The organism is Streptomyces sp. NPDC039480 (assembly GCF_055597165.1).
The window spans coordinates 431,407-455,316 of record NZ_JBVITX010000001.1 but is presented as its reverse complement, the minus strand read 5'-3'; the positions used below and the strand labels follow the sequence as shown (position 1 = coordinate 455,316).

Sequence of the window (23,910 nt, the reverse complement as noted above, 5' to 3'; positions counted from 1 at the left end):
CCATGGACACCACACAGCAGACCATGACCCACACCCACGAAGCGACCGCTGCCGGCCCGACCGCACAGGCGGAAGCCGGCAAGGTGACGGCCTTCAACGACAGCCTGAGCCGGTTACGCCGCTCGCTGCGCCGTTCCGTGTGGCAGACCGGGCCCCTGGCGCAGAGCCAGGACATGACCTGGACTCCCTCCCTGGTACGCACCGAGCCCGACCCCGCCGTTTCCCGGCTGACCGCCGCCGAGTTCGGCTACGGGGCGGGACCGGACGGATCCGTGCCCCACGGCGGGCCGGAGCCGCAGCAGACGGTGTACTCAGGCCCCCACCGGCTCCTGACCGACGAGGGCGTACGACGATTGCGCCGGGTCTGCGAGAACCTTGCCGACCGGGCACCGGACGACGACTACATCGTCAGCCGCCGCGTGCGGAACGTCTCCGGCGCGTCCCGGTTCGTCCGGGCCATGGTCAGCGACCACACCTTCCTCGGCCGGGTGTCGGCCATCGCCGGACTCCCCCTCGTCCCGCACCCGCTGAGCACCCCCGCGATCTGCGCCAACTACTTCGACACCCACCAGGTGCGCGTGGGTGACCGCACGGAGCCCCAGAAGGCCCGCTGGCACTACGACGGGATGACCTATGTCTTCGTCATGCAACTCGCCGACCTGGAGGAGTTCGGCAACGGCCGCCTCATGATCTATCAGGGCACCCGGGCGGACTTCGAACGGGACAGGGACGCGGTCGCCGAACAGGGCAACACCCACCCGAAGGTCTTCGAACCGCCGCTCCGCAAGGCCGGCGACACCGCCTACACCCTGGGCAGTTCCCTCTGGCACGCGGTGCAGCCGGTGTCGTCCGGCTCCCGGATCAGCGTCATCCTCTCCTTCTTCGCCCCGCTGGAACGGCACGACAGCAACCCCTTCTGGCACCTGGCGGCCGAGGACGGCATCGCCGAGGCACTCGGCGGGTTCGCCAAGCTGCGCCGTGCCCAGCGCGACCCCCTCGCCTACTGCTCACGCAACGGCATCGACCTGGCCCGCGTCGTCGTGGAGGCCGAACGGGCGGCGCCGCTCGTCGCGCCCGCCGCCACCCGACCCTGATCCCGGCCGGCGGCGCGCCACGCGCCGAGCCGGACCGTCCTCTCCCCGACCAAGGAGCCCCCACCGGATGCGTTCCCCCTCCCTGACCAGCGGGCCGCTGCCCGCGGCAGCGCTCGTCGTGATGTGGAGTTCCGGATTCATCGGGGCCCGGCTGGGGACCGACGCCGCCGACACACTCACCGTCCTGATGTGGCGCTTCCTCATCGTGGCCGCCCTGGTGGTGCCGTTGTGGTGGCTCGTCCGCCGGCACCGGCACCACCTGACGCGCCGTGATGTGGCCACCCAGGTCGTGGTGGGGCTGCTCGCGCAGAGCATCTACCTGCTCAGCTCCGTCAAATCCATCGAACTGGGCGTGCCGGCCGGCACGACGTCCCTCATCGAGTCCCTTCAGCCGCTGGTCGCCGGAGCGCTGGTCGGCCCGCTGCTGAAGGAACGCGTGACCGGACGCCAGTGGGTCGGTCTGGTGCTCGGCCTCATCGCGGTCGCCCTGGTGATCGGTGACGGGCTGAGCCTGGCCGGCGACCGGCCGGGCTGGATCTACGCGGTGCCCTTCATCGGCATGGCCACGCTCACGGCGGCCACGCTCCTGCAGCGGGGGCGTGGCACGGCCGTTCCCCTGACCGACTCGCTGGCGATCCAGTGCTGCACCAGCGCCGTACTGTTCACGTGCCTGGGTCTCGTCTCGGGGAACGCCCAGCCGCCCCGTGACGGGGACTTCTGGTGGGCGCTGCTCTGGATGGTCTTCCTGGCCACGTTCGGCGGCTACGGCTTCTACTGGCTCAACCTCAAGCACCACAGCGTCACCAGGGTCAACAGCCTCATCTACCTCTGCCCGCCCACCACCGCGTTCTGGGCGTTCCTGATGTTCGGCGATCCGGTCGGCGCCCTGGCCGTGACCGGCTTCGTCATCAGCCTCGTCGCCGTACTCCTGGTCCACCGTCCCGGCGGGCCCACCGCGGCGCCACCCCACCGGGACGAGAAGACCGGAACGGTCACGGGCCGAGCGTGACCGGCACTCCGCTGCGGGCCGACGCATAGCCCGCCGCGACGATGCGCAGCGTGCGCAGGCCGCCCTCGCCGTCCGCGACGGTCATGCCGCCCTCCCCGGGCCCGTGGAGGAAGGCGCGCAGCATCAGTTCGTCCAGGTCGACGCCGAACGGCACTTCGGTGCCGCGTCCCCGGCGTTCGCTGAAGCCGTGCACCTTCTGGTCGAAGGCGTCCATCTCCAGGGTGGCGCGCTCGCCGACGACGGTGAGTTCCAGGCCGCCCCAGGAGTGGTGGGAGCGGGGGTGGGACCAGCTGCAGTCGATGGTGGCGACGGCGCCGTTGGAGTAGGTGACGCTGACCAGGCCGCTGGTCTCGGCGGCGACCTCGTCGGCGTACAGGAGGTTGTTGGTCTGCGCGTACACCTCGACGGGCCTGGCCTCTCCGAAGAGGTCGTCGAGCAGGTCGGCGATGTGCACGGTGTGGTCCATGAGGGCGCCGCCGCCGGAGAGTTCGGGCTCGGCGAACCAGCGGCGGGCGCGGGTCGGCATGGCGCCGTTGTTCGCGCCGGACACCGCGAGGACCCGGCCGGCGTCGCCCGCGTCGACGGTGGCCTTCACGGCCGCGTACGCCGGACTGAACCGCACGGGGTAGGCGACCGCGAGCCGTACCCCCGCGGCGCGGCAGGCGGCGACCATGGCTTCGCCGTCCTCGACCGTGGCGGCCAGTGGCTTCTCGCAGAGGACGGGCACGCCGTGTGCGGCGGCGCGTTCCACGAGGGGGCGGTGCCGGGCGTTCTCGGAGCAGACGATCACCGCGTCCGGGCGCCGGGCGAAGGCTTCCTCGTACGTGTCGGCGTACGCGACCCCGAGCTCGTCGGCGAGTGCGCGGCCCCGGGTCTCGCCGGGTGCCGCGAGGTCCGTGTCCGGGTCGCTGCCCAGGACCTCGATGCCGGGCATACGGTGCAGGAGCCGCAGGTAGCCCGCCGCGTGGACGTGGGCGAACGACAGGACGGCGACCTTCATCGCGCTGCCTCCTCGGTCGGGTCGGAGTGTGCGGCCGCGGGCAGCTCGACGACCTCGCCGGTGCGACTGGATTCCGCCGCGGCCTCGGCTATCCGTACCGCTTCGACGCCGTCGCGGGTGCTCACCCGTGGTTCGGGCCCGCCGTAGTGCCAGGACGCGGCGAACTCGCGGAGTTCGGTGAGGAAGGGGCTCTCGGTCATGGGGCTGGACGGGATGCCTTCGTTGGCAGCGCGCACTCCTTGTGCGGTGATCCGGAAGCCGGGCACGGCGGTCGAGTCGTGGTGCAGCAGGCCGTCGGCGCCCGCGACCCTGAATGTGGTGCGGAACGGCTGATCGGGCAGGCCCCACAGCCCGCTGATGTGGCTGACGGCGCCCGACGCGTGGGTGAGGACGGCGGTCGCGGTGACGACTTCGGGTGGGGCGCCGGTGGCGTGCTCGACGCCGCGGGTGCGGGCGTGGACGCGGATCACGTCGCCCGCGAGCCAGCGCGCGATGTCGATGTCGTGCACCATCAGGTCCATGATGACGCCGCCGGACTGGGCCGGGTCGCCGAACCACGGCGCCCACTGGGGCCTGGCCCCGCCGCGCGTGAAGCGCAGCACGGCGAGTGCGCCGAGGTCGCCGCGGACGACGGCCCGGCGCAGGGCGGCGTACGCAGGGAAGTAGCGGACCACATGGGCGGGATGCAGCCGTACGCCTGCCGCGGCGGCCGCTGCGGCGAGCTCCTCGGCGTCTCGGGCGGTGAGGGCGAGCGGCTTCTCGCAGACGACGTGCCGCTGCGCGGCGACGGCCGCGAGGACGAGTTCCTTGTGGGTGGGGGTGGGGGTGCAGACGTCGACGGCGTACGCGTCCGCGAGGAGGGTGTCCAGGCTGTCGACCGCCCGGACGTCGTGCCCGCGCTCGGCGTACTCCGACGCGAGTTTCTCCGCAGAGCCGTCGACGGTGTACACGCTCACCCGGGCGCCGAGCGCCAGCCAGCCCGGCAGGTGGGCGCGCGCGATGCCGCCGGCGCCGAGCAGGCCTATGTGAAGCGGTGGCATAGAGAGGGGCTGCCTTTCCGTGGGGGGCGGGGCCCGGTCAGGTCTTGGATCCGGAGAGGGCGACGCTCTGGACGAAGTGCCGCTGAAGGAAGACGTAGACGAGCAGCATGGGCAGGCTCGCGACGAGCGAACCGGCCATCATCACCGGGTAGTTGGTCTCGTACTGGCCCTCCAGGGAGGTGAGTCCGGCGCTGATCGGCATCTGCTCCGGGTCGGTGTTGACGATCAGGGGCCACAGCAGGTCGTTCCAGGACCACATGGCGGTGATGACGGCGAGCGCGGCGAGCGCGGGCCTGATCAGCGGCAGCATGATCGACCAGAAGATGCGGAAGGACCCCGCGCCGTCGATGCGGGCGGCCTCCTCCAGCTCCTTCGGGAGCGTCAGGAAGAACTGGCGGAGCATGAAGGTGCCGAACGCGCTGAACATGCCGGGCAGGAAGAGCGCGGGCGCGGTGTTGAGCAGGCCGAGCGACTGGATGATGTCGTACTGCGGCAGGACGAGCAGGGAGCTCGGGACCATCAGGACGGACAGGAAGAGCGCGAAAAGGGCGTTACGGCCGCGGAATTGCATGCGCGCGAAGGCATAGGCGGCGAGCGAGCAGAACACCAGCTGGCCGAGGGTGCGCCCGACGGTGTTGATCAGGCTGTTGGTGAGCATTTCGCGGAACGGCAGCGCGGTGAAGACCTCTTCGAAACTCGCCCAGTTCCAGTTGTCGGGCAGGAAGGTGGGCGGCACCCGTGAGGTCTCCGCGAGGGTCTTGAGCGCGGTGAGCAGCTGCCACAGGAACGGGAAGACCATGACCAGTGCGCCGATGGAGAGCGCGGCGTGAGTGGCGACGGATCCCGTGTCGATGCGCCTTCGGGGCTCAGGCATAGTGCACCCACCTCTTCTGGATCCGGAACTGGAGATACGTCAGGGCCGCGATGACCAGCATCAGCAGGAAGGCGAGCGCGGCGGCGGCGCCCTGGGCGTTCTCGACGAAGGCCCATTTGTAGAAGAGGCCGACGATCGACTGCGTATCCCCGATCGCGGGATTCGACTCGCCCATCATGATGTAGATCAGGTCGAAGGTCTGCAGTGAATTGATCATGCAGATGACGGAGGCGAAGAAGATGGTCGGGCTGAGCAGCGGGAGCGTGATGGTGAAGAACCGGCGCAGCGCCCCGGCCCCGTCGAGTTCCGCGGCCTCGTAGTAGTCCCGGGGAATTCCCTTGATGCCCGCCATGAAGATGACCAGGTAGTAGCCGGTGGTCGACCAGACGATCACCGTGCCGATCGCGTAGACGGCGGTGGAGGGGTCGGACACCCAGTAGCGGGCGTCGACGCCGACCCAGCTGAGGACTTCGTTGATGAGGCCGAAGTCGCCGTTGTAGAGCCAGTTCCAGACGAGGCCGACGGCGACGGGCAGCGTCACGAACGGTACGAAGTACAGGGCGCGGTAGAGGGCGACGCCGCGCAGCCCGCGCCGGTTCAGGAGGGACGCGACGACGATGGCGACGGGCAGCGCCATCAGTCCGATGACGCTGTAGATCAGGGTGTTGCCGAGGGCCTGCCAGACGGTGACGTCCTTGACGACGCGTACGTAATTGTCGGTGCCGATGAAGGTGTGGCCGCCGAACGCGCCGAATTCGGTGAAGCTGTAGTAGAAGGTCTGCAGGAGCGGCCAGAAGTAGAAGACGGCGAAGCCGAGGCCGAGCGGCGCGATGTACCAGTAGGCGGACCGCTGGTTGCGGGATCCGGGCCGGGCGCCGGACGCGGACGCCCGGTTGCGTCCGGCCGCCTTCGCGGCCGCCGTGGCGGGAAAGACACTCATGAGGCGCGTTCCTCCTTCAGGGCCCGGTCCATCTGTTCACCGAGGGTGCGCGCTGCGCTCTCGATGCCGCCCTTGCCGCTGAATGCGGCGCCGAGCAGCGGGTATTGGAGGTTCTCCCAGACGGCGGTGTTCTCGGAGCTCGGATAGGGCACTCCGTACTTCTGCATCTCGATGAAGTGCTTGAGGTCGAATTCCGGCATCGACTTGAGCCAGGCGTCCTGCGTGCCCTCGTACGAGGAGATGGTGACGCCCGCCTCGGCCTGGATCTCGGCGGCCTCGCGGCCCGCCATGAAGTGCACGAATTTCCAGGCGGCCGCTTTCTTGTCGCTCTTGGCGGAGATGACGTTCGCCAGGCCGTGGATGATGGTGGCCCTGCGGCGTCCCTTGGGCAGGACGGTGATGCCGCCGTGGTCCTTGATCGCGGGTACGGCGTACATCTGCCCGGCCATCGCGGAGAGGTCGTAGTTCATGGCGACCTTCTCCGACCAGTAGCGCACCCGCCCGACGGATTCGGTCATGGCGCTCTGCGGGGGTGACCAGCCCCGGTCGACCATGTCGGTCAGGAAGCGCAGGCCCTCGATGGAGCGGTCGTCGCCGAAGCCGGACCGGCCGTCCCTGAGGATGAAGCCGTCGGCGCCGCAGACGGCCGGGTAGATCTTGATCTGCCGGTGCATCTCGGCGGCGAAGCCGTGCACGCCCTGACTGGGATCGGTGAGTTCGGCCGCCGCGTCACGCACGTCGTCCCAAGTCCACGTCGAGTCGGGGTACTTGATGCCCTTCTTGTCGAACAGCTGCTTGTTGTACCAGAGGCCGATGGTGTCGAAGTCCTTGGGCAGGCCGTACTGCGTGCCCTGGTGGGCGTAGAGCTTCACCAGGGCTTCCGGGTGGCGGTCCACGGGGGTGGCGTCGGCCTTGATGTGCCCGGAGAGCGGTTCGAGGACGCCGTTGGACGCGTACAGCTGGAAGTTGACGGCGTTCATCCAGAAGACGTCGGGGGCCGTGCCGCCGCGCATGGACGTCTTGAGGGTGGTCCAGTAGCTCGCCCAGGGTGTCAGCTGGATCCGCACGGAGATGCGCGGGTTGCGCTTCTCGAACGCGGCGATGATCTTCTCCATGCCCGGCGCCTGCGCCGGATCCCACATCCCGTACGAGAGCGTGGTCCTGCCACCGCTGTCCGTGCCGTCGCTCCCTCCGGAGCAGGCGGCGAGCAAGGGGGCGGCCAACGCCCCGCCGAGCAGAGTCCTTCTGCGCATCTGCGCCTTCGCCTCCCGATGAGTCGTCGGACGCCCCACGGCTCCCCCGCGCGTGGCGGGCCGCCGCTACGGCGCCTTGTCCGCGAGCAGGTCCTCCTCCACCAGGTCGAGCGCCTTGCGTACGGCGCCGATGGCCACGCCCCGCTCGCCGAGCGAGCTCAGCGCGATGCGCGGGACGTGCAGGGTCATGGGGCGCAGCCGCTCCTCGAGCAGCGGCACGAGGTGCCGGCCGACGGGGGTCGCCCCGCCGGTCAGCACGATCAGTTCCGGGTCGACGGCGAGGGCGAGGGCGGCGATGCCGGGGGCGATGCGGTCGGCGAAGTCCGCGACGGCGGCCAGGGCGCGTGGGTCGGCGGCGTCCGCAGCGCGGGCGAGGGCGGCCACTTCGGACTCACCGGCACGCCGCGCGCCCGGCCACTTCAGGGCTTCCTGCGCGGTGCTCATGCCGAGCAGCGGCAGCATGCCCAGTTCACCCGCGCCGCCGCGTCTGCCCCGGTGCAGCCGGCCGCCGATGGTGAGGCTGCACGAGACGCGGTGCCCGGTGAGTACGCAGACGACGTCGGCGGCGAGGGTGGCGGCGCCCTGCCAGCGCTCGGCGAGCACCGCGAGGTTCACGTCGTTCTCGACGAGGGTGTGGCCCGTCCTGCCGTCCTGGAGCAGCCGCCCCATGTCGACGCCGGACCACTCGGGCACCACCACGGAGTTCAGGATGCCGCCCGTGTCCACCACTCCGGGTACGCCCACGCAGCGGGCGAGCACGGCGGCGCGGCGCGGGGCGTGGGCGTCGAGGAAGGCTTCCGTGCCGTGCCGCAGCAGGTCGAGGCGGGCGCCGCCGCCGAGCTCCGGGTCGATGTCGCGGCGGTGGGCGGCCAGCACGGTGCCGCCGAGGTCGGCGAGGAGCAGCACCATTTTGTGCAGCCCTATGTCGGCGCCGAGCACGTGTCCGGCTTCGGTGCGGAAGCGGAAGCGGCGTGCGGGCCGGCCCGGCGTGCGCTCGGCCGACTCCTCGGTGGACTCGCCGACGAGGCCGCGCTCGGACAGTTCCTCGACGGCGGCCTCCACGGTGGGCCGGGAGAGGCCGGTGCTCGCGGCGAGCTCGGCGAGGGTCCGCGGGCTGCGGTGGTGCAGGGCGCGCAGCACGACGGTGGTGTTGAGCCGCCGCAGCGCGATCAGGTCGTGCCCACGAGCCCTGTTCCGCATCAGTGCTTCACCCCGTGTCCGCGCGGCGGCAACCCACTTGACGGGCTGCTATGTCCACCGGTCCCGCGGAATTAGGGAGGAGACTTGCATAACTGTCGCGCTCGGGGAACCCCTCCGGCGACGGTCGCTCGGCCGATCAGTCGGTCACTCGGTCAGTCGAAGTACGTCTCGAGCGTGCCGCGCCGCCGGACGTCGAGCGTCGCGCAGTGGAACGAGCCGCCGAACGGCGCGTAGTGGAGCAGGTCGCACGGGATCGGCTCGAACCCCCACGATTCGAGGGCGCGCAGCATTCCGGTGTGGTGCCGCTCCGCGATGACCCGTTTCTCGTCGAGCATCAGCACGTTCATGCTGAGCCACTTGCCGCACATCGAGGTCATCTTGAGCAGTCGCTGGTCGATGGGGTCGGGCTCCGGGGCGATCAGGACGTCCCACGAGTCCAGCACGTCGGGCAGGCGGTCGACGTCGACGTACTCGGGATTGACGAGCACCTTGCCGGGCGCGAGCAGGACGAACGTGGTGTCGATGTGCATGGGCACGCGGCAGCGGCTCTCGATCTCGTGGACGCGGTACTCCGGCCCGAGGTGGCGGCGCAACCATTCGATGCCCATCAGGTTCGTGACGTTGCTCCGCGTCACGAAGAGGTCGCGGCCCGCCCGCACGAAGTCCGCCGCGTCGAACACCGGCTCGAACTCGGTGAGGATGTAGCGCATCGGTTCGCCCTCCTCGGGAGGGCGGAAGTCCTTCTCGTACAGCGCGTCGGTGAGTTGGGGCCGCGGCGCCGCCGTCCAGCGCGCGCCGCGCCGGAAGTAGTCCTTGAGGAGTTCGCGGTACGAGTGCGTCTCGAAATAGCGGCACGGCCACGCCATCGGCGTCTCGATGATCTCGTCGCCGACGACGAGCATGCTGTCCCGGGGACAGGAGTTGCAGAAGCCGCGCGACTGCCAGTCGGGAGTGCCGAAGCGGTGCTTGTGGTCGACGGCATCCGGCCGCCTCACAGTGACGTCGAGGGATTCCAGCAGAGCGATGAACTGGTCGAGCTCCTGCTGTGCCGGCTCGATCAGCCGCTGCGGGTACTCGAATCCGGCGGCGAGACCCTGCAGCCGTGCCGCCCAGGGCGGGATGTTGCAGGACACGACCGGATGGCTGGAGGGAATGGTCGCGTTCTCCAGCCGCCCGACGATGATCTCCTCCAGCGGATCCCACTCGTTGTGCGAATTGACGGGTGACATTCCGGGTCTGCACATGGGCGCCATGCTCAACCGCCTCCGCTCGCGTGGATCGACCGGCTCGACCGGTCCGCCGAGTGCCGAGTGGCCAAATCGCCTGACTCAATGCTTTACCACGGCCGGCGCGCTCATCGGCGCATGGACAGACGTGGCCGCTCTGTGAAGATCCAGGTGGGGGTATGCACGCCTGCCGTGGACGGATGGGGCAGGATGACGTCCGCGCCGGAACCGAGCCCTCGTCCCGGCGTGACCGCACTCCCCGGAATCGAGCAGGTATCACAAGGTGACGTCACATCACATACGCCCCGCGCAGGCGCACTCCCCCCGTACGACGGGAGCGAACTGATGACCCGTGCCCTCACACTGCACGACTGGATCGCGGCCGGTATCGCGGTCGTCGCCGGCGTCGTCGCCGGGCTGCTGCTCCGCGCGCTGCTGAGGTGGCTCGGCGAACGGGCGAGCAAGACCCGGTGGAGCGGTGACGACGTCATCGTCGACGCCCTGCGCACCCTTGTGCCCTGCGCGGCCATCACCGCCGGGCTCGCCGCCGCGGCGGGCGCGCTGCCGCTCACGCCGCGCACCGGACGCAACGTCACCATGACGCTGACCGCGCTCCTCATCTTCGCCGCCACGCTCACGGCGGCCCGGATCGTCACCGGCCTGGTCAAGGCCGTGGCGCAGTCCCGCTCCGGAGTGGCAGGGTCGGCCACCATCTTCGTGAACATCACGCGCGTGGTGGTGCTCGCGATGGGCTTCCTCATCGTCCTGCAGACCCTCGGCATCTCCATCGCGCCGCTGCTCACCGCGCTCGGCGTGGGAGGTCTCGCGGTCGCCCTCGCGCTGCAGGACACGCTGGCCAACCTCTTCGCGGGCGTGCACATCCTCGCCGCGAAGACCGTGCAGCCCGGCGACTACATCCAGCTCAGCAGCGGGGAGGAGGGGTACGTCGTCGACATCAACTGGCGCAACACCACGGTCCGCCAGCTCTCCAACAACCTTGTCATCATCCCCAACGCGAAGCTCGCCGGCACCAACATGACCAACTACAGCCGCCCCGAGCAGGAGCTGTCGATCATGGTGCAGGTCGGGGTCAGCTACGACAGCGACCTGGAGCAGGTCGAGCAGGTCACGACCGAGGTGGTGGACGAGGTGATGGCCGACATCACCGGCGCGGTCCCCGACCACGAGGCGGCGATCCGCTTCCACACCTTCGGCGACTCGCGGATCAGCTTCACGGTGATCCTCGGCGTCGGCGAGTTCAGCGACCAGTACCGCATCAAGCACGAGTTCATCAAGCGCCTGCACCAGCGGTACCGCGCCGAGGGCATCCGGGTCCCCGCCCCCGTGCGCACGGTCAGGGTGCAGCAGGGCGAGCTGCCGCCGCCGCTCGGCATCCCGCACCAGCGCGACACCTCCACCCCGGCCCGGCTGCACTGAGCCGACCGGCTCTCGCCCGCTGGCGGGTGCCGCGCCGCCGTGGTCCACTCGCGGGCATGGGGCACGACCACGGCCCGTCCGCGGCGACGGCGGGCGGCACGCTCAGCGGGACGTACCGCAACCGGCTGCTGTGGACCATCTGCATCAGCGGCTCGATCACCGTCATCCAGGTGGTCGGCGCGCTCCTGTCCGGCAGCCTCGCGCTGCTCGCCGACGCCGCGCACAGCCTGACCGACGCGGTCGGCGTCTCGCTGGCCCTCGGCGCCATCACCCTCGCCCAGCGGGCGCCGACGCCGCGGCGCACCTTCGGGTTCTACCGCGTGGAGATCTTCTCCGCGGTCCTGAACGCGCTGCTCCTGGTCGCCATCTTCGCCTGGGTCCTGTGGTCGGCGATCGACCGGTTCAGCGAGCCGGTGGAGGTCAAGGGCGGCCTGATGTTCGTGGTCGCGCTGGGCGGGCTCGCCGCCAATCTGGTGGGCCTGTGGCTGCTGCGGGACGCCAAGGAGAAGAGCCTCAATCTGCGGGGCGCGTACCTGGAGGTGCTGGGCGACGCGCTCGGCTCGGTCGCGGTGATCGTGGGCGGCCTGGTCATCCTGCTCACCGGGTGGCAGGCCGCCGACCCCATCGCGTCGATCGTCATCGGGCTGCTGATCGTGCCGCGCGCGTACGGGCTCCTGCGGGACTCCGTGCACGTCCTGCTGGAGGCGACCCCGCAGGACGTCGACCTCGGTGAGGTGCGCCGGCACCTGATGGCGGAGCGGGGCGTGGTCGCCGTGCACGATCTGCACGGCTGGACGGTCACCTCGGGGATGCCGGTGCTCACCGCGCACGTGGTGGTCACGGAGGCGGCCCTCGCGAGCGGGTACGGGGAGCTCCTGGGGCGGCTTCAGCGGTGTGTCGGAGGCCACTTCGACGTGGCCCACTCGACGCTCCAGCTGGAGCCGGAGGGCCATGTGGAGGAGGGCGGGGCGCTGCACACGTAGCGCCGCCCGCGGATCAGGCGCCCTCGGTGCCGAGGGCCCGCCGCACCGCCTGCTGCGCGGCGTAGAAGTCCGCGTCGGAGACTCCCGGGTCGTCCTCGACGCCGTCGAGCCACTCCGCGATCTCGTCGGCCGTCCACAGGTCGAAACCCTTTGGAATGTCCAGTGTCGTGGTCTCCGCGCGGAGCTGCTCGGCGGCAGCCGCTTCCTTCATGCTGCGCGTGCTGACTTCGATCATCGTGATCGTGACGCTCCCTTCGGTTCTTGAGGGGGACGGACGGGCGACCATGCCAGAGGCTCCCCCGGGATGTCCAACCGGGACCGTCCGCCCAGGTCACGGCCCGATCGCGCACGGCGCCGGCCGGCGGGGCCCAAGCGCCTTGCCTGTCGAGCCCGGAAAGTTGTCAACTACTCGGTCTCCTGGGGCAGTTGACGTCCACTGTGGCGCCGCCGCACGATGAACTGCTCCCATCGGAGGGAGTTGCCGCTCACTCGTGAAGGTTTCCTGTGGAGGTCACTGTGCGCTTGTCCTCATGGCTCGGCGGACTCGTGGCGGCCGTGCTGGCAGCCACCGTGCTGCCGGTCTCCGGCGCCTCGGCGGCGGACGGTTCCTCTCCGCCGCTGGAGATACCCGCGGCCGAACTCGCCAAGGCCCTGCACTGCGGGACGGAGCTGGCGGACCTGCGGGCGGCCGGTGACAAGCCGACCGTCCTCTTCGTGCCCGGCACCGGCCTCAAGGGCGAGGAGAACTACGCCTGGAACTACATGGCCGAGCTGAAGAAGAAGGGCTACGAATCCTGTTGGGTGGATTCTCCCGGGCGCGGGCTCCGCGACATGCAGGAGTCCGTCGAGTACGTGGTGTACGCCACCCGCGCGATCCAGGAGGCCACCGGCCGGAAGGTCGATCTCGTCGGGCACAGCCAGGGCGGGCTCCTCACGGCGTGGGCCCTGCGCTTCTGGCCCGACCTGGTGGGGAAGGTCGACGACATGGTGACCTTGGGCTCCCCGTTCCAGGGGACCCGGCTCGCCAGTCCCTGCCGGCCGATCGCCGAGGTCGCGGGCTGCCCGGCCTCGGTCCTGCAGTTCGCCCGCGACTCGAACTGGTCGAAGGCCCTCGGCGCCGACGGCACGCCCATGCCCGCGGGACCGTCGTACACCACGATCTATTCGTACGCCGACGAGTCCGTGGTGGCCGACGGGAAGGCCCCGTCCCTGCCGGGCGCCCACCGCATCGGCGTCCAGGACATCTGCCCCGGGCGGCCGTGGCCCACCCACATCGCCATGGTCGTCGACCAGGTGAGCTACGACCTGGTCGCCGACGCGATCGAGCACCCCGGCCCCGCCGACACGAGCCGCATCGACCGCGCGCACTGCGCGAAGCCGGTCATGCCGCTCAACAGCCAAGAGGCCGTCGACGCTCTGCCCGGCCTGTTGAACTTCCCGATCGAGCTGCTGATCCACAGCCAGCCGTGGGTCGACGAGGAGCCTCCGCTGCGCGCATACGCGCGGTAATCGCGGTCATCACCGTAATCGCGGTAATCACGGTACGAGCGCCTCGGGCGGCGAGCGCTCAGGCGGCGGAGCTCAGGTGGCAGGCGCTGAGGCGGCGAGCGGGATGATCGTCCGGTACTTGCCACCGGACGCCTGCTGCGGCGGCTCCTCGCCCCGTTCGACGGTTACGTTGTCGAGCTTGTTGTCGGCGAGGAGGTGGGTCAGCCCGTCGTGGGCCCGCTGCCACACGTGGTCCGCGTCGGCGCCGGGCGCTCCGACCACGCGGACGCGCAGGGTCGACGGCGCGGTCTGCTCGATCTGGAAGAGCTCAACTCCGGGCATGCGGTCGAACAGGCTGCTGAAGGCGAGCGGGGCGAGGCTGACGTCGTCGCCCCGGCCGGAGGGGAAGGTGAGAATGTCGCCCGACCTGCCCTGGACCCGGATCGCGGGCGACGAGGTGCCGCAGGGGCAGGGGTCGGGGCGGAGCATGACGCTGTCCCCCAGGTCGTAGCGGAGGAACGGCTGGACGCGGTTGGCGAGGTTGCTGATCAGGGTGGTGTGCGAGAACTCGCCCGGCGGGGTGGGCCGATGGTCGGCGTCGACCGGTTCGAGGACGGCCCAGTCGTCGTTGACGTGGTACCAGCCCTCGGCGCAGCCGTGGCTGAGGTAGGTGCACTCGGTCGCGCTGTACATCGTGCGCACCTTGGCGCCGAAGGCCGCCGCGATGCGGTCGGTGTCGCTCTCGGTCATCGTCTCGCCCGCGGGCTCGATCAGCACCGGGTCGATGTGCAGCCGGCCCGCTTCCTGTTCGGCGGTGAGCAGCATGATCGTACTTGCGTAGCCGATGACGAACGCGGGGCGGTAGTCGTTGAGTTCGGCGACCAGGCGTGACATCGGCTCGTGCACGGAGAAGGCGCGGACGAGCTTGCTGCGCGCCCCGCCGTCCTGGCGCAGCCGGGAGTAGCCGGCGAAGCCGACGTAATGCCCGTCGGTGGCGACGAGTTGGGCGAAGCGGCCGCCGTGGACGACGGCCCGGGCGATGCCGAGGGGGCCGAGCCAGGAGGCGAGCACCCGGGAGGACACGGCGGAGGACACGTTCATGTACCGGTCGTCGAGCACGAACAGGCCGCGCCTGCCGCTGGTGCCGGACGTGGTGGCCACCATGTAGCGGCCGAGGAAGCGGCGCCCGATCAGCTCGGGGTCGTCGGTGAACGCGCGGACCTTCTCGAAGGTGATGTCGCGGTCCGTCGGCCAGTCGTCGAAGTGGTCCATCAGCTGCTTCTTGTCCGTGACCGGCAGCAGGGTCGGATCCTCGATCCGCTCGGGCAGGCCGCGGTAGAGGTCCCGGTAGTACGGCGACGCCGAGCGGGCGTGGGCGACCAGGTCCGCCAGTCGGCCTGCCCGGCGCCGCGCGGTCCCGGCAGTGCCCTGCTTGCGGGCCTTGCGGACGTCCCGCGTCAGCCACCCCATGCTCTCGCTCATCGTTCTGTGCTCCTTCCCGCTTCACCCATGGCACGACGATCGCTGATGCGCCATGAGACAGGACACCTTGAACGAGGCACAGTCACCCCAAAAGGTGACAACCCCGTCTCCGGAGCCTGCAGAGCGAGTGGCCAGCCGCCGCCGTTTCACACGCGGCGCCACAAGAAAACAACAAGCCACAATCGGAGTCGAGGCCCGCTGGACCGGCACCCCCGGAAGGGAAAGGGATCTTTTACCGCCCATTACAGAAGGACCAGAAATGGCGCAGGCCAACGGCCGGGGCGGCGAAGAAAACCAATGCAACGTAATAATTCCGCAAAGAACTCCGCGAGAGCGGGCGGTGGCGGCTCTCGACGGCCTCCCGGAGGCCTCGTCAGGCCATCACGGCTGGCAGGGCGGCTGGCCGCCTCCCTGGCGGCATGCCGCACAAGTCGTGCGGCGTTAAGCATTCATATTGAAATTTACCTCATCTCGGCTGCCGGGATTCGATCACGTAGGAATCACGGCATAAAGGATGGGGAATGTCTGATTCCGCCCTGCTCCGCCGTTAGCGACGTTGCCGTTTAAACTTTGAGCTGCGCATGATCAGAACCGGCTATGTGATGTGGCGACACCGTTGTCAGCGTTCCTGGCGAAGGGAAAGATCTTGTCTGCCTTCCCCCCACCCGATATGTCGGACCCTTGGATACGCCGCTTCCGGCCCCGGCCGGAAGCCGCCGTTCGCCTGGTCTGCTTCCCCCACGCGGGCGGCTCGGCCTCCTACTACCACCCACTGGCGCACTCCCCCACGCTCCCGGCCGACACCGAGGTCCTCGCGGTGCAGTACCCCGGGCGCCAGGACCGCCGCAGAGAGCGGCTCCTGGACGACATCCCCGAACTCGCCGACCTCATCACCGATGCGCTCGGCCCGTTCGACGACCGCCCGTTGGCGTTCTTCGGCCACAGCATGGGCGCCATCCTCGCCTTCGAGGTCGCACAGCGGCTCCGTGAGCGCACGGGGAAGCAGCCCTGCCGGCTGTTCGTCTCGGGGCGCCGCGCACCGTCCCGCTTCCGGCGCGGCACCGTACACCTCCTCGACGACACCGAGTTGGCCGCCGAGCTGCGCCGGGCCGGCGGCACGGACCCGCGGTTCCTGAACGACGAGGAACTGCTCGCGGAGATCCTCCCGGTCGTCCGCAACGACTACCGGGCGGCCGAGCTGTACCGGTGGAACCCGTCGCCTCCGCTGTCCTGCCCCGTCACCGCCCTGGTGGGCGACCGGGACCCGCAGGCGCCGCTGGACGACGTCGAAGCCTGGCAGCAGCACACGGAAGGGCCCTTCGACCTCAAGGTGTTCGCCGGGGGCCACTTCTATCTGAACACGCACCAGCAGGGCGTCACGGAAGTCATCTCCAAGGCCCTGGCGGACGGTGCGCAGCAGCGTGCGACAGCAAGGGGGAACGCTCGGTGAGATACGAAATGCTGGGGCCACTCCGCATCAAGGACGGAGACGGCTACGCCACCATCAACGCGCAGAAGGTGGAGATCGTCCTCACCGTGCTCCTCATCCGCGCCGACCGGCTGGTCTCCCTGGAACAGCTGATGCGGGAGATCTGGGGCGAGGACCTGCCGCGGCGTGCCACCGCGGGACTGCACGTGTACATCTCCCAGCTCCGCAAGTTCCTGAAGGTGCCCGGCTCGGCGGGCAACCCCGTCGAGACCCGCGCCCCGGGGTACGTCCTGCACAAGCGGGACGACGACCAGATCGATGCCCAGATCTTCCCCGAACTGGTCGACGTGGGGCGGTCGTTGCTCAGGGAGAACCGCTTCGACGAGGCCGCCTCCTGTTTCGGGCAGGCGCTCGCGCTGTGGCGCGGCCCGATCCTCGGGCAGGGCGGGAACGGGCCTGGCACCAACGGCCCGATCATCGACGGTTTCTCGACCTGGCTGACCGAGATCCGCCTGGAGTGTCAGGAGATGCTCGTCGAGTGCCAGCTCCAGCTGGGCCGGCACCGCGAGGCGGTGGGCATGCTGTACGCCCTCACCGCGGAGAACCCGATGTGCGAGGCGTTCTACCGCCAGCTCATGCTGGCGCTCTACCGCTCCGAGCGGCAGGCGGACGCGCTCAAGGTGTACCAGTCGGTGCGCAAGACGCTCAACGACGAGCTGGGGCTCGAACCCGGGCGCCCGCTCCAGGAGCTGCAGCGGGCCATACTCGCGGGTGACATGCACCTGATGACTCCACCGCCCCTCGCCCTGTCCGGTCGCTGACCGCAGCGTCGTGAGGCGCACGTGCGCAGAGGGAAGCGTATGTGTGCGGGACGAGGAGTCACACGGTCGGACCACACGGTCGTCGGACCACACGGTCGGACAGAGCGAGAAGCGCCTGCTCAGAAGGCGCAGTGCAAGTGCTTGATTCCTTCGATGAAGCTGGAGTCCAGCCTGCGGGGCTGCCCCACGGCATGGATCTGGGGCAGCGCCGCGAGCAGCTCCCGGTACAGGACGGTGATCTCCATACGGGCGAGGTGGGCGCCGAGACAGACGTGCGGGCCCACCGCGCCGAACGTGACGTGCGCGTTGGTCCCGCGCGTGATGTCGAACCGGTACGGGTCCGGGAAGACGGCCTCGTCGCGGTTGCCCGACCAGTAGAACAGGAAGATCCGGTCGCCCCTGCGGAACCGGTGCCCGTTCATGTCGCAGTCTCGGGTGGCGACGCGCCGCATCCAGTTGATGGGCGTGGAGACCCTGAGGATCTCCTCGACCGCGTTCGGCGCGTGCGTCTCGAAGTCCGAGAGCAGCAGCTGCTTCTGCTCGGGATGCTCGGTCAGCAGCACCAGGGCGTGCGAGATGGCGTTGCGGGTGGTCTCCATCCCGGCGATGACGAGCAGGATGAAGAACGAGACGAGTTCCTGGCGCGTCAACTGCTCGCCGTCCGCCTGGACTTGCACCAGTTTGGTGATGAGGTCGTTGCCGGGGGCGGCGAGCCGTTCCGCGCGCAGGCCCGCGATGTAGTCGCCGAGTTCGCGGGACGCCTCGATCACCGCACGTTCGGAGTCCGCCCGGTCGGGCACGTAGTCGGGGTCGAGGGGCCCCACGATCGTGTTGGACCGGTCGAAGAGGAAGTCGTGGTCCTCCGCGGGAATGCCCATCATGTCGCTGAGCACGGCGATGGGCATTTCCGCGGCGACGGGCCTGATGAAGTCACCGGGCCCCCGAGCGACGAGCTCGCCGATGATGCGGCGGGCGGTGCGGGTCGCCACGGCCTCGAACTCGGGGATCATGTTGCGGCCGAAGGAACGCGAGACGATGCGCCGCAGCCGCGAGTGCTCCGGGTTGTCCATGTTGATCATCGAGCCGTAGTACTCGTCAAGCTCGGGCGGCAGACCGATGATCGTGGTCGCGCCGTTCGAGGAGAAGTCCTGCGGCCGGCGGCTCACCTCCACGATGTCCGCGTACTTGACCAGCGCGTGATAGCCGAACGTCCACGGCACGCCGGGCATGTTCTGCCGGATGAACGCCGGCTGCGGCAGCCCGCGCATCTCCTCGAACAGCGCCACGCGTTCCGCGTGCGGCCGCGCCCAGAACGACGGGTCGACCAGGTCGGGGAATGTGGCGGCCGGCTTGCTATCCGTGATGGGCACGATGCCTCGCTTCGCGTTGTCCGGACCCGACGGTCAGACCCCCCGACCGCACGGGCACGGCACGGGCGACGCCGCTGATCAGGGCGTGACGGCCTGACACCGGCACACCCTGGCAGGCACCGCTTAAGCGCCCCTAAGAGAAGCCCCCCGTTCCCTGTGCCCGGGCCCGCGACCAGTGAGGACGCCCATGGCCGCGAGCCGTGCACAGCCGAGTATTAGGAGGGCTTTAGCGCCGTCGACGAGTCTGCGAGCTGTTCTCGCGGAGAGGGGCGGTTGTCACCGGGATGGCGCACACCGAAGAGAAACTTCTTGAGTACCTCAAGCGTGTCACCGCGGACCTGCGTCAGACGGAACGCCGGCTGCAGGACGTCGAGTCGGCGGGCCACGAACCGGTCGCGGTCATCGGCATGGCCTGCCGGCTGCCCGGCGGAGTCCGGTCTCCCGAAGAGTTCTGGGAGCTGATCTCCACCGGCGGCGACGCCGTCGCGCCCCTGCCCGGCAACCGCAACTGGGACCTCGACTCCCTCTACGACCCGGACCCCGAGAGCACCGGCACCAGTTACGTCCGCGAAGGCGGCTTCGTCTACGACGCCGGTGACTTCGACCCCACCTTCTTCGGCATCGGACCCACCGAGGCCGCGGCCATGGCGCCGCAGCAGCGGCTCGCCCTGGAGACGGCGTGGGAGGCGATCGAACGCGCCGGCATCGACCCGCTCAGCCTCCGCTCCAGCGACACCAGCACCTTCATCGGCTGCGACGGACTCGACTACGCCCTCGGCGCTTCCGAGGTCCCCGAGGGCACCGCCGGCTACTTCACCATCGGCAACTCCGGCAGCGTCACCTCCGGCCGCGTCGCCTACACCCTGGGCCTCGAAGGCCCCGCGGTGACGGTCGACACGGCGTGCTCCTCGTCGCTGGTCTCCCTCCACCTCGCCACCCAGGCCCTGCGCACCCAGGAGTGCTCGCTGGCGCTGGCGGGCGGTACGTACGTGATGTCGTCGCCCGCCCCGCTGATCGGCTTCAGCGAACTGCGCGGCCTGGCACCCGACGGACGGTGCAAACCGTTCTCGGCGGGCAGCGACGGCATGGGCATGGCGGAGGGCACGGGGGTGCTGCTCCTGGAGCGTCTCTCCGACGCCCGCAGGAACGGCCACAAGGTCCTCGCGGTGATCCGGGGTTCGGCGATCAACCAGGACGGCGCGAGCAATGGCCTGACCGCCCCCAACGGCCCCGCCCAGGAACGCGTCATCCGCGCCGCCCTCGCCAACGCCCGCCTCACTCCCGAGGACGTCGACGTCGTGGAGGCGCACGGCACCGGCACGACGCTCGGCGACCCCATCGAGGCCGGCGCTCTCATCTCCGCCTACGGCCAGGAACGGCCGGAGGACCGGCCGCTGTGGGTGGGAGCGGTGAAGTCCAACATCGGTCACACGCAGATCGCCGCGGGCGTGGCCGGTGTCATCAAGATGGTCCTGGCCCTGCGGAACTGCCTGCTGCCCGCCATTCTGCACGTCGACGCGCCGTCGCCCCACGTGGAGTGGGACGGCAGCGGGCTGCGCCTGCTCACCGACCCGGTGAAGTGGCCCCGGGGGGAGCGCCCGCGCCGGGCGGGGGTGTCCTCGTTCGGCTTCTCGGGGACGAACGCGCACCTGATTCTGGAGGAGGCCCCGCCGGAGGAGGACGCGCCGGGTGCTGCGGTTGCGGAGTCGGGTGGGGTGGTGCCGTGGGTGGTGTCCGGGCGGACGCCGGATGCGTTGCGTGAACAGGCGCGTCGCTTGGGCGTGTTCGTAGGCGGGGATGCGGATGTGTCGGCGGCTGACGTGGGATGGTCGTTGACCACGACTCGGTCGGTGTTCGAGCACCGGGCTGTGGTCGTGGGGCATGACCGGGATGCGCTGGCGGCGGGTCTGGGAGCGTTGGCTGCGGGTGCAGCTTCGGCGGATGTGGTGGCCGGGGTTGCCGGTGATGTGGGTCCTGGGCCCGTGTTGGTGTTTCCGGGGCAGGGGTCGCAGTGGGTGGGGATGGGGGCCCAACTACTGGATGAGTCCCCGGTGTTCGCGGAGCGGATCGCGGAGTGTGAGCGGGCGCTGTCGGCGTACGTGGACTGGTCACTGAGTGATGTGCTGCGCGGGGACGGGAGTGAACTGTCCCGGGTCGAGGTCGTGCAGCCCGTGCTGTGGGCGGTCATGGTGTCGCTCGCTGCCGTCTGGGCCGACTACGGCATCACCCCGGCTGCTGTGATCGGACACTCCCAGGGTGAGATGGCTGCCGCGTGCGTCGCGGGGGCACTGTCTTTGGAGGATGCGGCGCGGATCGTGGCCGTACGCAGTGACGCGCTTCGTCAGCTGCAAGGGCACGGGGACATGGCGTCTCTGGGGACGAGCTCGGAGCAGGCTGCTGAGCTCATCGGGGATCGGCCCGGCGTGTGCGTGGCGGCCGTCAACGGGCCGTCGTCCACGGTGATTTCGGGCCCGCCGGAGCATGTGGCTGCTGTGGTCGCGGAGGCGGAGGGGCGTGGTTTGCGCGCCCGGGTCATCGATGTCGGGTACGCCTCCCATGGTCCCCAGATCGACCAGCTGCACGATCTGCTCAGCGACCGGTTGGCCGGCATTCGGCCCGTCGCCACCGACGTGGCCTTCTACTCGACCGTCACCGCCGAGCGCCTGACGGACACCACGGCCCTGGACACTGATTACTGGGTCACCAACCTCCGTCAGCCCGTCCGTTTCGCCGACACCATCGAAGCGCTGCTCGCCGACGGCTACCGCCTCTTCATCGAGGCCAGCCCTCACCCCGTCCTCAACCTCGGCCTGGAAGAGACCATCGAGCAGGCGGACATCCCCGCCACCGTCGTCCCCACCCTCCGCCGCGATCACGGCGACACCACCCAGCTCACCCGTGCCGCCGCCCACGCCTTCACCGCCGGCGCCGACATCGACTGGCGCCGCTGGTTCCCGGCCGACCCCGTCGCCCGCACCATCGACCTCCCCACCTACGCCTTCCAGCACCAGCGCTACTGGCTCGACCGTCCCGTATCCGCCCCGGGTGCCGCCGTCAGCGGTGAGCAGAGTGCGGCCGAGACCCAGCTGTGGCACGCCGTCGAAGAGCTCGATCTCGGACTGCTTGCCGAGACGCTCGCGTCGGAGGAGGGCAGCGAGGAGGCGGTCCGGGCGCTGGAGCCCGCGCTGCCGGTGCTCAAGGGGTGGCGGCGTCGGCAGCGGGAGCAGGCGACCATCGACTCCTGGCGGTACCGCGTCACGTGGAAGCAGCGGCCCGACGGGCCTGCGCCGGAACTCGGCGGCGACTGGCTGTTGTTCGTCCCTGCCGACAAGGCGGAGCACCCCGCCGTACGAGCCACCGCCGAGGCGTTGAGCGAGCACGGGGCGGCCGCTGTCCGGCTGCATCCGGTCGAGACCGGCCGGGCGGGACGTGCGGAGCTGGCCGCGGTGGACACGGCCGGTCTTGCCGGAATCGTCAACCTGCTGGCGTTGGACGAGGAGCCGCACCCCGAGCATCCGGCCGTGCCCGCAGGGCTCGCCGCGACGACTGCTCTCGTCCAGGCCCTCGGCGACAACGGCACGACGGCGCCCCTGCACACCGTGACGCAGGGCGCCGTGTCCACGGGTGCCACCGACCCACTCGTCCACCCCCTCCAGTCCCACGTCTGGGGGCTCGGCCGCGTCGCCGCCCTCGAACACCCGCGCCTCTGGGCGGGCCTCGTCGACCTGCCCGCCCGTATCGACCGCCACACCATCCCCCGCCTCGCCGCCGCTCTCCTCCCCCAGGACGAGGACCAGACCGCCATCCGCCCCACCGGAATCCACAACCGGCGCCTCACCCACGCCGTCGGCAGTACGCGAAGTCCTGTGGATGCCGAGGGCACCTGGCGGCCCCGGGGCACCACCCTGATCACCGGCGGGACCGGCGGCATCGGTGCCGTCCTCGCCCGTTGGCTCGCCCGGCAAGGCGCCCCCCACCTTCACCTCACCAGCCGCCGCGGCCCCGACGCGCCCGGCGCCCGGGAACTCGCCGCCGAGCTCGACCGGCTCGGCACCGCCGTCACCATCACCGCCTGCGACGTCAGTGATCCCGGGCAACTGAGCGGCCTCATCGACGACATACCGACCGAGCATCCCCTCACCGCCGTCATTCACGCGGCGGGCATGACCGATCTGACCGCGATCGGTGATCTGACGACCGCGCGCCTCGACGAGGTGCTGGGATCGAAGTCCGACGCGGCCTGGAACCTGCACGAGTCGACACGGGACCTGGACCTCTCGGCGTTCGTGATGTTCTCGTCCGGCGCCGGGGTGTGGGGCAGTGGCCAGCAGGGTGCCTATGGCGCGGCGAACCACTTCCTCGACGCCCTCGCCGAGTACCGCCGCTCCCAGGGCCTGCCCGCCACCTCCATCGCCTGGGGGCCCTGGGCCGAGGCGGGCATGTCCGCCGACCCGGAGTCACTGTCGTACTTCAAGCGCTTCGGTCTGCACCCGATCGCTCCGGAGCTGTGCGTCAAGGCGCTGCACCAGGCGGTCGACGCGGGCGACGCCACGCTGACCGTGGCGAACTTCGACTGGGCGAAGTTCACGCCGACGTTCACCGCGCAGCGGCCCAGTCCGTTCCTCGACGACCTTCCGGAGAACCAGCGGGAGGCGGAGCAGGCGGGGTCCGCCGCCGAGACGAGCGCGTTCCGCGAGGAGCTGGCGAAGACGCCCGCGTCGCAGCGGCTCGGCTTCCTGGTCCAGCAGGTCCGGACGTACGCGGCTGCGACGCTCGGCCGCACGGTGGAGGACATTCCCGCGGCGAAGCCGTTCCAGGAGCTGGGCTTCGACTCGCTCACCGCGGTCCAGTTGCGCAACCAGCTCAACACCACCACCGGGCTGTCGCTCCCCGCCACCGTGATCTTCGACCATCCCACGTCCGAGGCCCTGGCCACTCACTTGCGCGGACAGCTCGGCGACGGCGCCGAGGCCGCCGGTGAGGGCGACGTGCTCGCGGCGCTCGACAAGTGGGACACGGCGTTCGGCGCGGCCGATGTGGACGAGGCGGCCCGGCGCCGCATCGTGGGCCGGCTCCAGGTCCTCGTCTCGAAGTGGAGTCCGGCGCAGGACGGGCCGGAAGGCGCCGAGTCGGCCCATGCCGATCTGGAGGCGGCGAGCGCGGACGACATCTTCGATCTCATCTCCAGCGAGTTCGGGAAATCCTGAGCCGCGATGGGTCCTGAGCAGTGATCAGTCCTGAGCAGCGAGCCCCGGCCGCACCGG

18 protein-coding genes are annotated in these 23,910 nt (G+C 70.2%); 8 read left to right on the top strand and 10 right to left on the bottom strand.

Going from position 1 to position 23,910, the window contains the following annotated elements; translation table 11 throughout:
• Positions 1–2: 2 nt before the first annotated feature.
• Positions 3–1,094: a hypothetical protein gene (locus tag ACZ56E_RS01750; RefSeq protein WP_471209745.1), complete on the top strand. Its 1,092-nt coding sequence runs from the start codon at positions 3–5 to the stop codon at positions 1,092–1,094.
• Between the two features lie 67 nt (positions 1,095–1,161).
• A complete protein-coding gene (locus tag ACZ56E_RS01745; RefSeq protein WP_471209742.1) occupies positions 1,162–2,103 on the top strand; it encodes a DMT family transporter in 942 nt (313 codons plus the stop codon).
• Here ACZ56E_RS01745 and ACZ56E_RS01740 read toward each other — a convergent pair.
• From ACZ56E_RS01740 to ACZ56E_RS01710, 7 genes are all read right to left on the bottom strand, one after another.
• Positions 2,087–3,103 (bottom strand): Gfo/Idh/MocA family protein, encoded by a 1,017-nt coding sequence (locus ACZ56E_RS01740; protein WP_471209739.1) that lies wholly within the window; start codon positions 3,101–3,103, stop codon positions 2,087–2,089. The genes ACZ56E_RS01745 and ACZ56E_RS01740 overlap by 17 nt on opposite strands.
• Positions 3,100–4,143, bottom strand: coding sequence for a Gfo/Idh/MocA family protein (locus ACZ56E_RS01735; protein WP_471209736.1), 1,044 nt, complete (start codon positions 4,141–4,143; stop codon positions 3,100–3,102). Before ACZ56E_RS01735 ends, ACZ56E_RS01740 begins: the two co-directional genes overlap by 4 nt.
• Before the next feature lie 37 nt (positions 4,144–4,180).
• Positions 4,181–5,017: a carbohydrate ABC transporter permease gene (locus tag ACZ56E_RS01730; RefSeq protein WP_471209733.1), complete on the bottom strand. Its 837-nt coding sequence runs from the start codon at positions 5,015–5,017 to the stop codon at positions 4,181–4,183.
• On the bottom strand, positions 5,010–5,957 hold the full coding sequence (locus tag ACZ56E_RS01725) for a carbohydrate ABC transporter permease (RefSeq protein WP_471209731.1): 948 nt from the start codon (positions 5,955–5,957) through the stop codon (positions 5,010–5,012). The genes ACZ56E_RS01730 and ACZ56E_RS01725 overlap by 8 nt, the downstream gene beginning before the upstream one ends.
• Positions 5,954–7,210, bottom strand: coding sequence for an ABC transporter substrate-binding protein (locus ACZ56E_RS01720; RefSeq protein WP_471209729.1), 1,257 nt, complete (start codon positions 7,208–7,210; stop codon positions 5,954–5,956). The genes ACZ56E_RS01725 and ACZ56E_RS01720 overlap by 4 nt, the downstream gene beginning before the upstream one ends.
• A 66-nt stretch (positions 7,211–7,276) precedes the next feature.
• The gene (locus tag ACZ56E_RS01715; protein ID WP_471209728.1) at positions 7,277–8,410 is read right to left on the bottom strand and encodes an ROK family protein; all 1,134 of its coding nucleotides are present in this window, start codon (positions 8,408–8,410) and stop codon (positions 7,277–7,279) included.
• A 152-nt stretch (positions 8,411–8,562) separates the two neighbouring features.
• Complete coding sequence (locus tag ACZ56E_RS01710; protein ID WP_471209726.1) at positions 8,563–9,663, bottom strand: amidinotransferase; 1,101 nt, start codon at positions 9,661–9,663, stop codon at positions 8,563–8,565.
• Between the two features lie 318 nt (positions 9,664–9,981).
• On the opposite strand from ACZ56E_RS01710, the gene ACZ56E_RS01705 reads away from it, so the two are divergent.
• Both ACZ56E_RS01705 and ACZ56E_RS01700 read left to right on the top strand, forming a co-directional pair.
• Positions 9,982–11,073 carry a mechanosensitive ion channel family protein gene (locus ACZ56E_RS01705; RefSeq protein ID WP_471209724.1) on the top strand — a complete coding sequence of 364 codons (1,092 nt, stop codon included), beginning with the start codon at positions 9,982–9,984 and terminating at the stop codon, positions 11,071–11,073.
• A 56-nt stretch (positions 11,074–11,129) separates the two neighbouring features.
• Entirely contained in the window at positions 11,130–12,056 is a 927-nt protein-coding gene (locus ACZ56E_RS01700; protein WP_471209722.1) for a cation diffusion facilitator family transporter, read from the top strand.
• Positions 12,057–12,069: 13 nt separating this feature from the next.
• Here ACZ56E_RS01700 and ACZ56E_RS01695 read toward each other — a convergent pair whose 3' ends face one another.
• On the bottom strand, positions 12,070–12,291 hold the full coding sequence (locus tag ACZ56E_RS01695) for a hypothetical protein (protein ID WP_471209720.1): 222 nt from the start codon (positions 12,289–12,291) through the stop codon (positions 12,070–12,072).
• Positions 12,292–12,572: 281 nt separating this feature from the next.
• On the opposite strand from ACZ56E_RS01695, the gene ACZ56E_RS01690 reads away from it, so the two are divergent.
• On the top strand, positions 12,573–13,565 hold the full coding sequence (locus ACZ56E_RS01690) for an esterase/lipase family protein (RefSeq protein ID WP_471209719.1): 993 nt from the start codon (positions 12,573–12,575) through the stop codon (positions 13,563–13,565).
• 72 nt (positions 13,566–13,637) lie between these two features.
• Here ACZ56E_RS01690 and ACZ56E_RS01685 read toward each other — a convergent pair whose 3' ends face one another.
• Positions 13,638–15,026 (bottom strand): phenylacetate--CoA ligase family protein, encoded by a 1,389-nt coding sequence (locus ACZ56E_RS01685; protein ID WP_471209717.1) that lies wholly within the window; start codon positions 15,024–15,026, stop codon positions 13,638–13,640.
• A gap of 670 nt (positions 15,027–15,696) precedes the next feature.
• Here ACZ56E_RS01685 and ACZ56E_RS01680 point away from each other — a divergent pair.
• Both ACZ56E_RS01680 and ACZ56E_RS01675 read left to right on the top strand, forming a co-directional pair.
• Positions 15,697–16,476: a thioesterase II family protein gene (locus ACZ56E_RS01680; protein WP_471209715.1), complete on the top strand. Its 780-nt coding sequence runs from the start codon at positions 15,697–15,699 to the stop codon at positions 16,474–16,476.
• Positions 16,477–16,484: 8 nt separating this feature from the next.
• Positions 16,485–17,276: an AfsR/SARP family transcriptional regulator gene (locus ACZ56E_RS01675; protein WP_471209713.1), complete on the top strand. Its 792-nt coding sequence runs from the start codon at positions 16,485–16,487 to the stop codon at positions 17,274–17,276.
• 119 nt (positions 17,277–17,395) lie between these two features.
• On the opposite strand, the gene ACZ56E_RS01670 is transcribed toward ACZ56E_RS01675, so the two are convergent.
• Positions 17,396–18,646, bottom strand: a complete 1,251-nt coding sequence (locus ACZ56E_RS01670; RefSeq protein ID WP_471209711.1) for a cytochrome P450 — start codon at positions 18,644–18,646, stop codon at positions 17,396–17,398.
• A 284-nt stretch (positions 18,647–18,930) separates the two neighbouring features.
• Between ACZ56E_RS01670 and ACZ56E_RS01665 the strand changes: the two genes are divergently transcribed.
• Entirely contained in the window at positions 18,931–23,853 is a 4,923-nt protein-coding gene (locus ACZ56E_RS01665; protein ID WP_471209709.1) for a type I polyketide synthase, read from the top strand.
• The last annotated feature ends 57 nt before the right edge of the window (positions 23,854–23,910 follow it).

What these genes read in the sequence shown, in the direction of transcription:
- ACZ56E_RS01750 (WP_471209745.1), top strand. Translation starts at nt 3, where the DNA reads ATGGACACCACACAGCAGACCATGACCCACACCCACGAAGCGACCGCT.
- ACZ56E_RS01745 (WP_471209742.1), top strand. Translation starts at nt 1,162, where the DNA reads ATGCGTTCCCCCTCCCTGACCAGCGGGCCGCTGCCCGCGGCAGCGCTC.
- ACZ56E_RS01740 (WP_471209739.1), bottom strand. Translation starts at nt 3,103, where the DNA reads ATGAAGGTCGCCGTCCTGTCGTTCGCCCACGTCCACGCGGCGGGCTAC.
- ACZ56E_RS01735 (WP_471209736.1), bottom strand. Translation starts at nt 4,143, where the DNA reads ATGCCACCGCTTCACATAGGCCTGCTCGGCGCCGGCGGCATCGCGCGC.
- ACZ56E_RS01730 (WP_471209733.1), bottom strand. Translation starts at nt 5,017, where the DNA reads ATGCCTGAGCCCCGAAGGCGCATCGACACGGGATCCGTCGCCACTCAC.
- ACZ56E_RS01725 (WP_471209731.1), bottom strand. Translation starts at nt 5,957, where the DNA reads ATGAGTGTCTTTCCCGCCACGGCGGCCGCGAAGGCGGCCGGACGCAAC.
- ACZ56E_RS01720 (WP_471209729.1), bottom strand. Translation starts at nt 7,210, where the DNA reads ATGCGCAGAAGGACTCTGCTCGGCGGGGCGTTGGCCGCCCCCTTGCTC.
- ACZ56E_RS01715 (WP_471209728.1), bottom strand. Translation starts at nt 8,410, where the DNA reads ATGCGGAACAGGGCTCGTGGGCACGACCTGATCGCGCTGCGGCGGCTC.
- ACZ56E_RS01710 (WP_471209726.1), bottom strand. Translation starts at nt 9,663, where the DNA reads ATGGCGCCCATGTGCAGACCCGGAATGTCACCCGTCAATTCGCACAAC.
- ACZ56E_RS01705 (WP_471209724.1), top strand. Translation starts at nt 9,982, where the DNA reads ATGACCCGTGCCCTCACACTGCACGACTGGATCGCGGCCGGTATCGCG.
- ACZ56E_RS01700 (WP_471209722.1), top strand. Translation starts at nt 11,130, where the DNA reads ATGGGGCACGACCACGGCCCGTCCGCGGCGACGGCGGGCGGCACGCTC.
- ACZ56E_RS01695 (WP_471209720.1), bottom strand. Translation starts at nt 12,291, where the DNA reads ATGATCGAAGTCAGCACGCGCAGCATGAAGGAAGCGGCTGCCGCCGAG.
- ACZ56E_RS01685 (WP_471209717.1), bottom strand. Translation starts at nt 15,026, where the DNA reads ATGAGCGAGAGCATGGGGTGGCTGACGCGGGACGTCCGCAAGGCCCGC.
- ACZ56E_RS01680 (WP_471209715.1), top strand. Translation starts at nt 15,697, where the DNA reads ATGTCGGACCCTTGGATACGCCGCTTCCGGCCCCGGCCGGAAGCCGCC.
- ACZ56E_RS01675 (WP_471209713.1), top strand. Translation starts at nt 16,485, where the DNA reads ATGCTGGGGCCACTCCGCATCAAGGACGGAGACGGCTACGCCACCATC.
- ACZ56E_RS01665 (WP_471209709.1), top strand. Translation starts at nt 18,931, where the DNA reads ATGGCGCACACCGAAGAGAAACTTCTTGAGTACCTCAAGCGTGTCACC.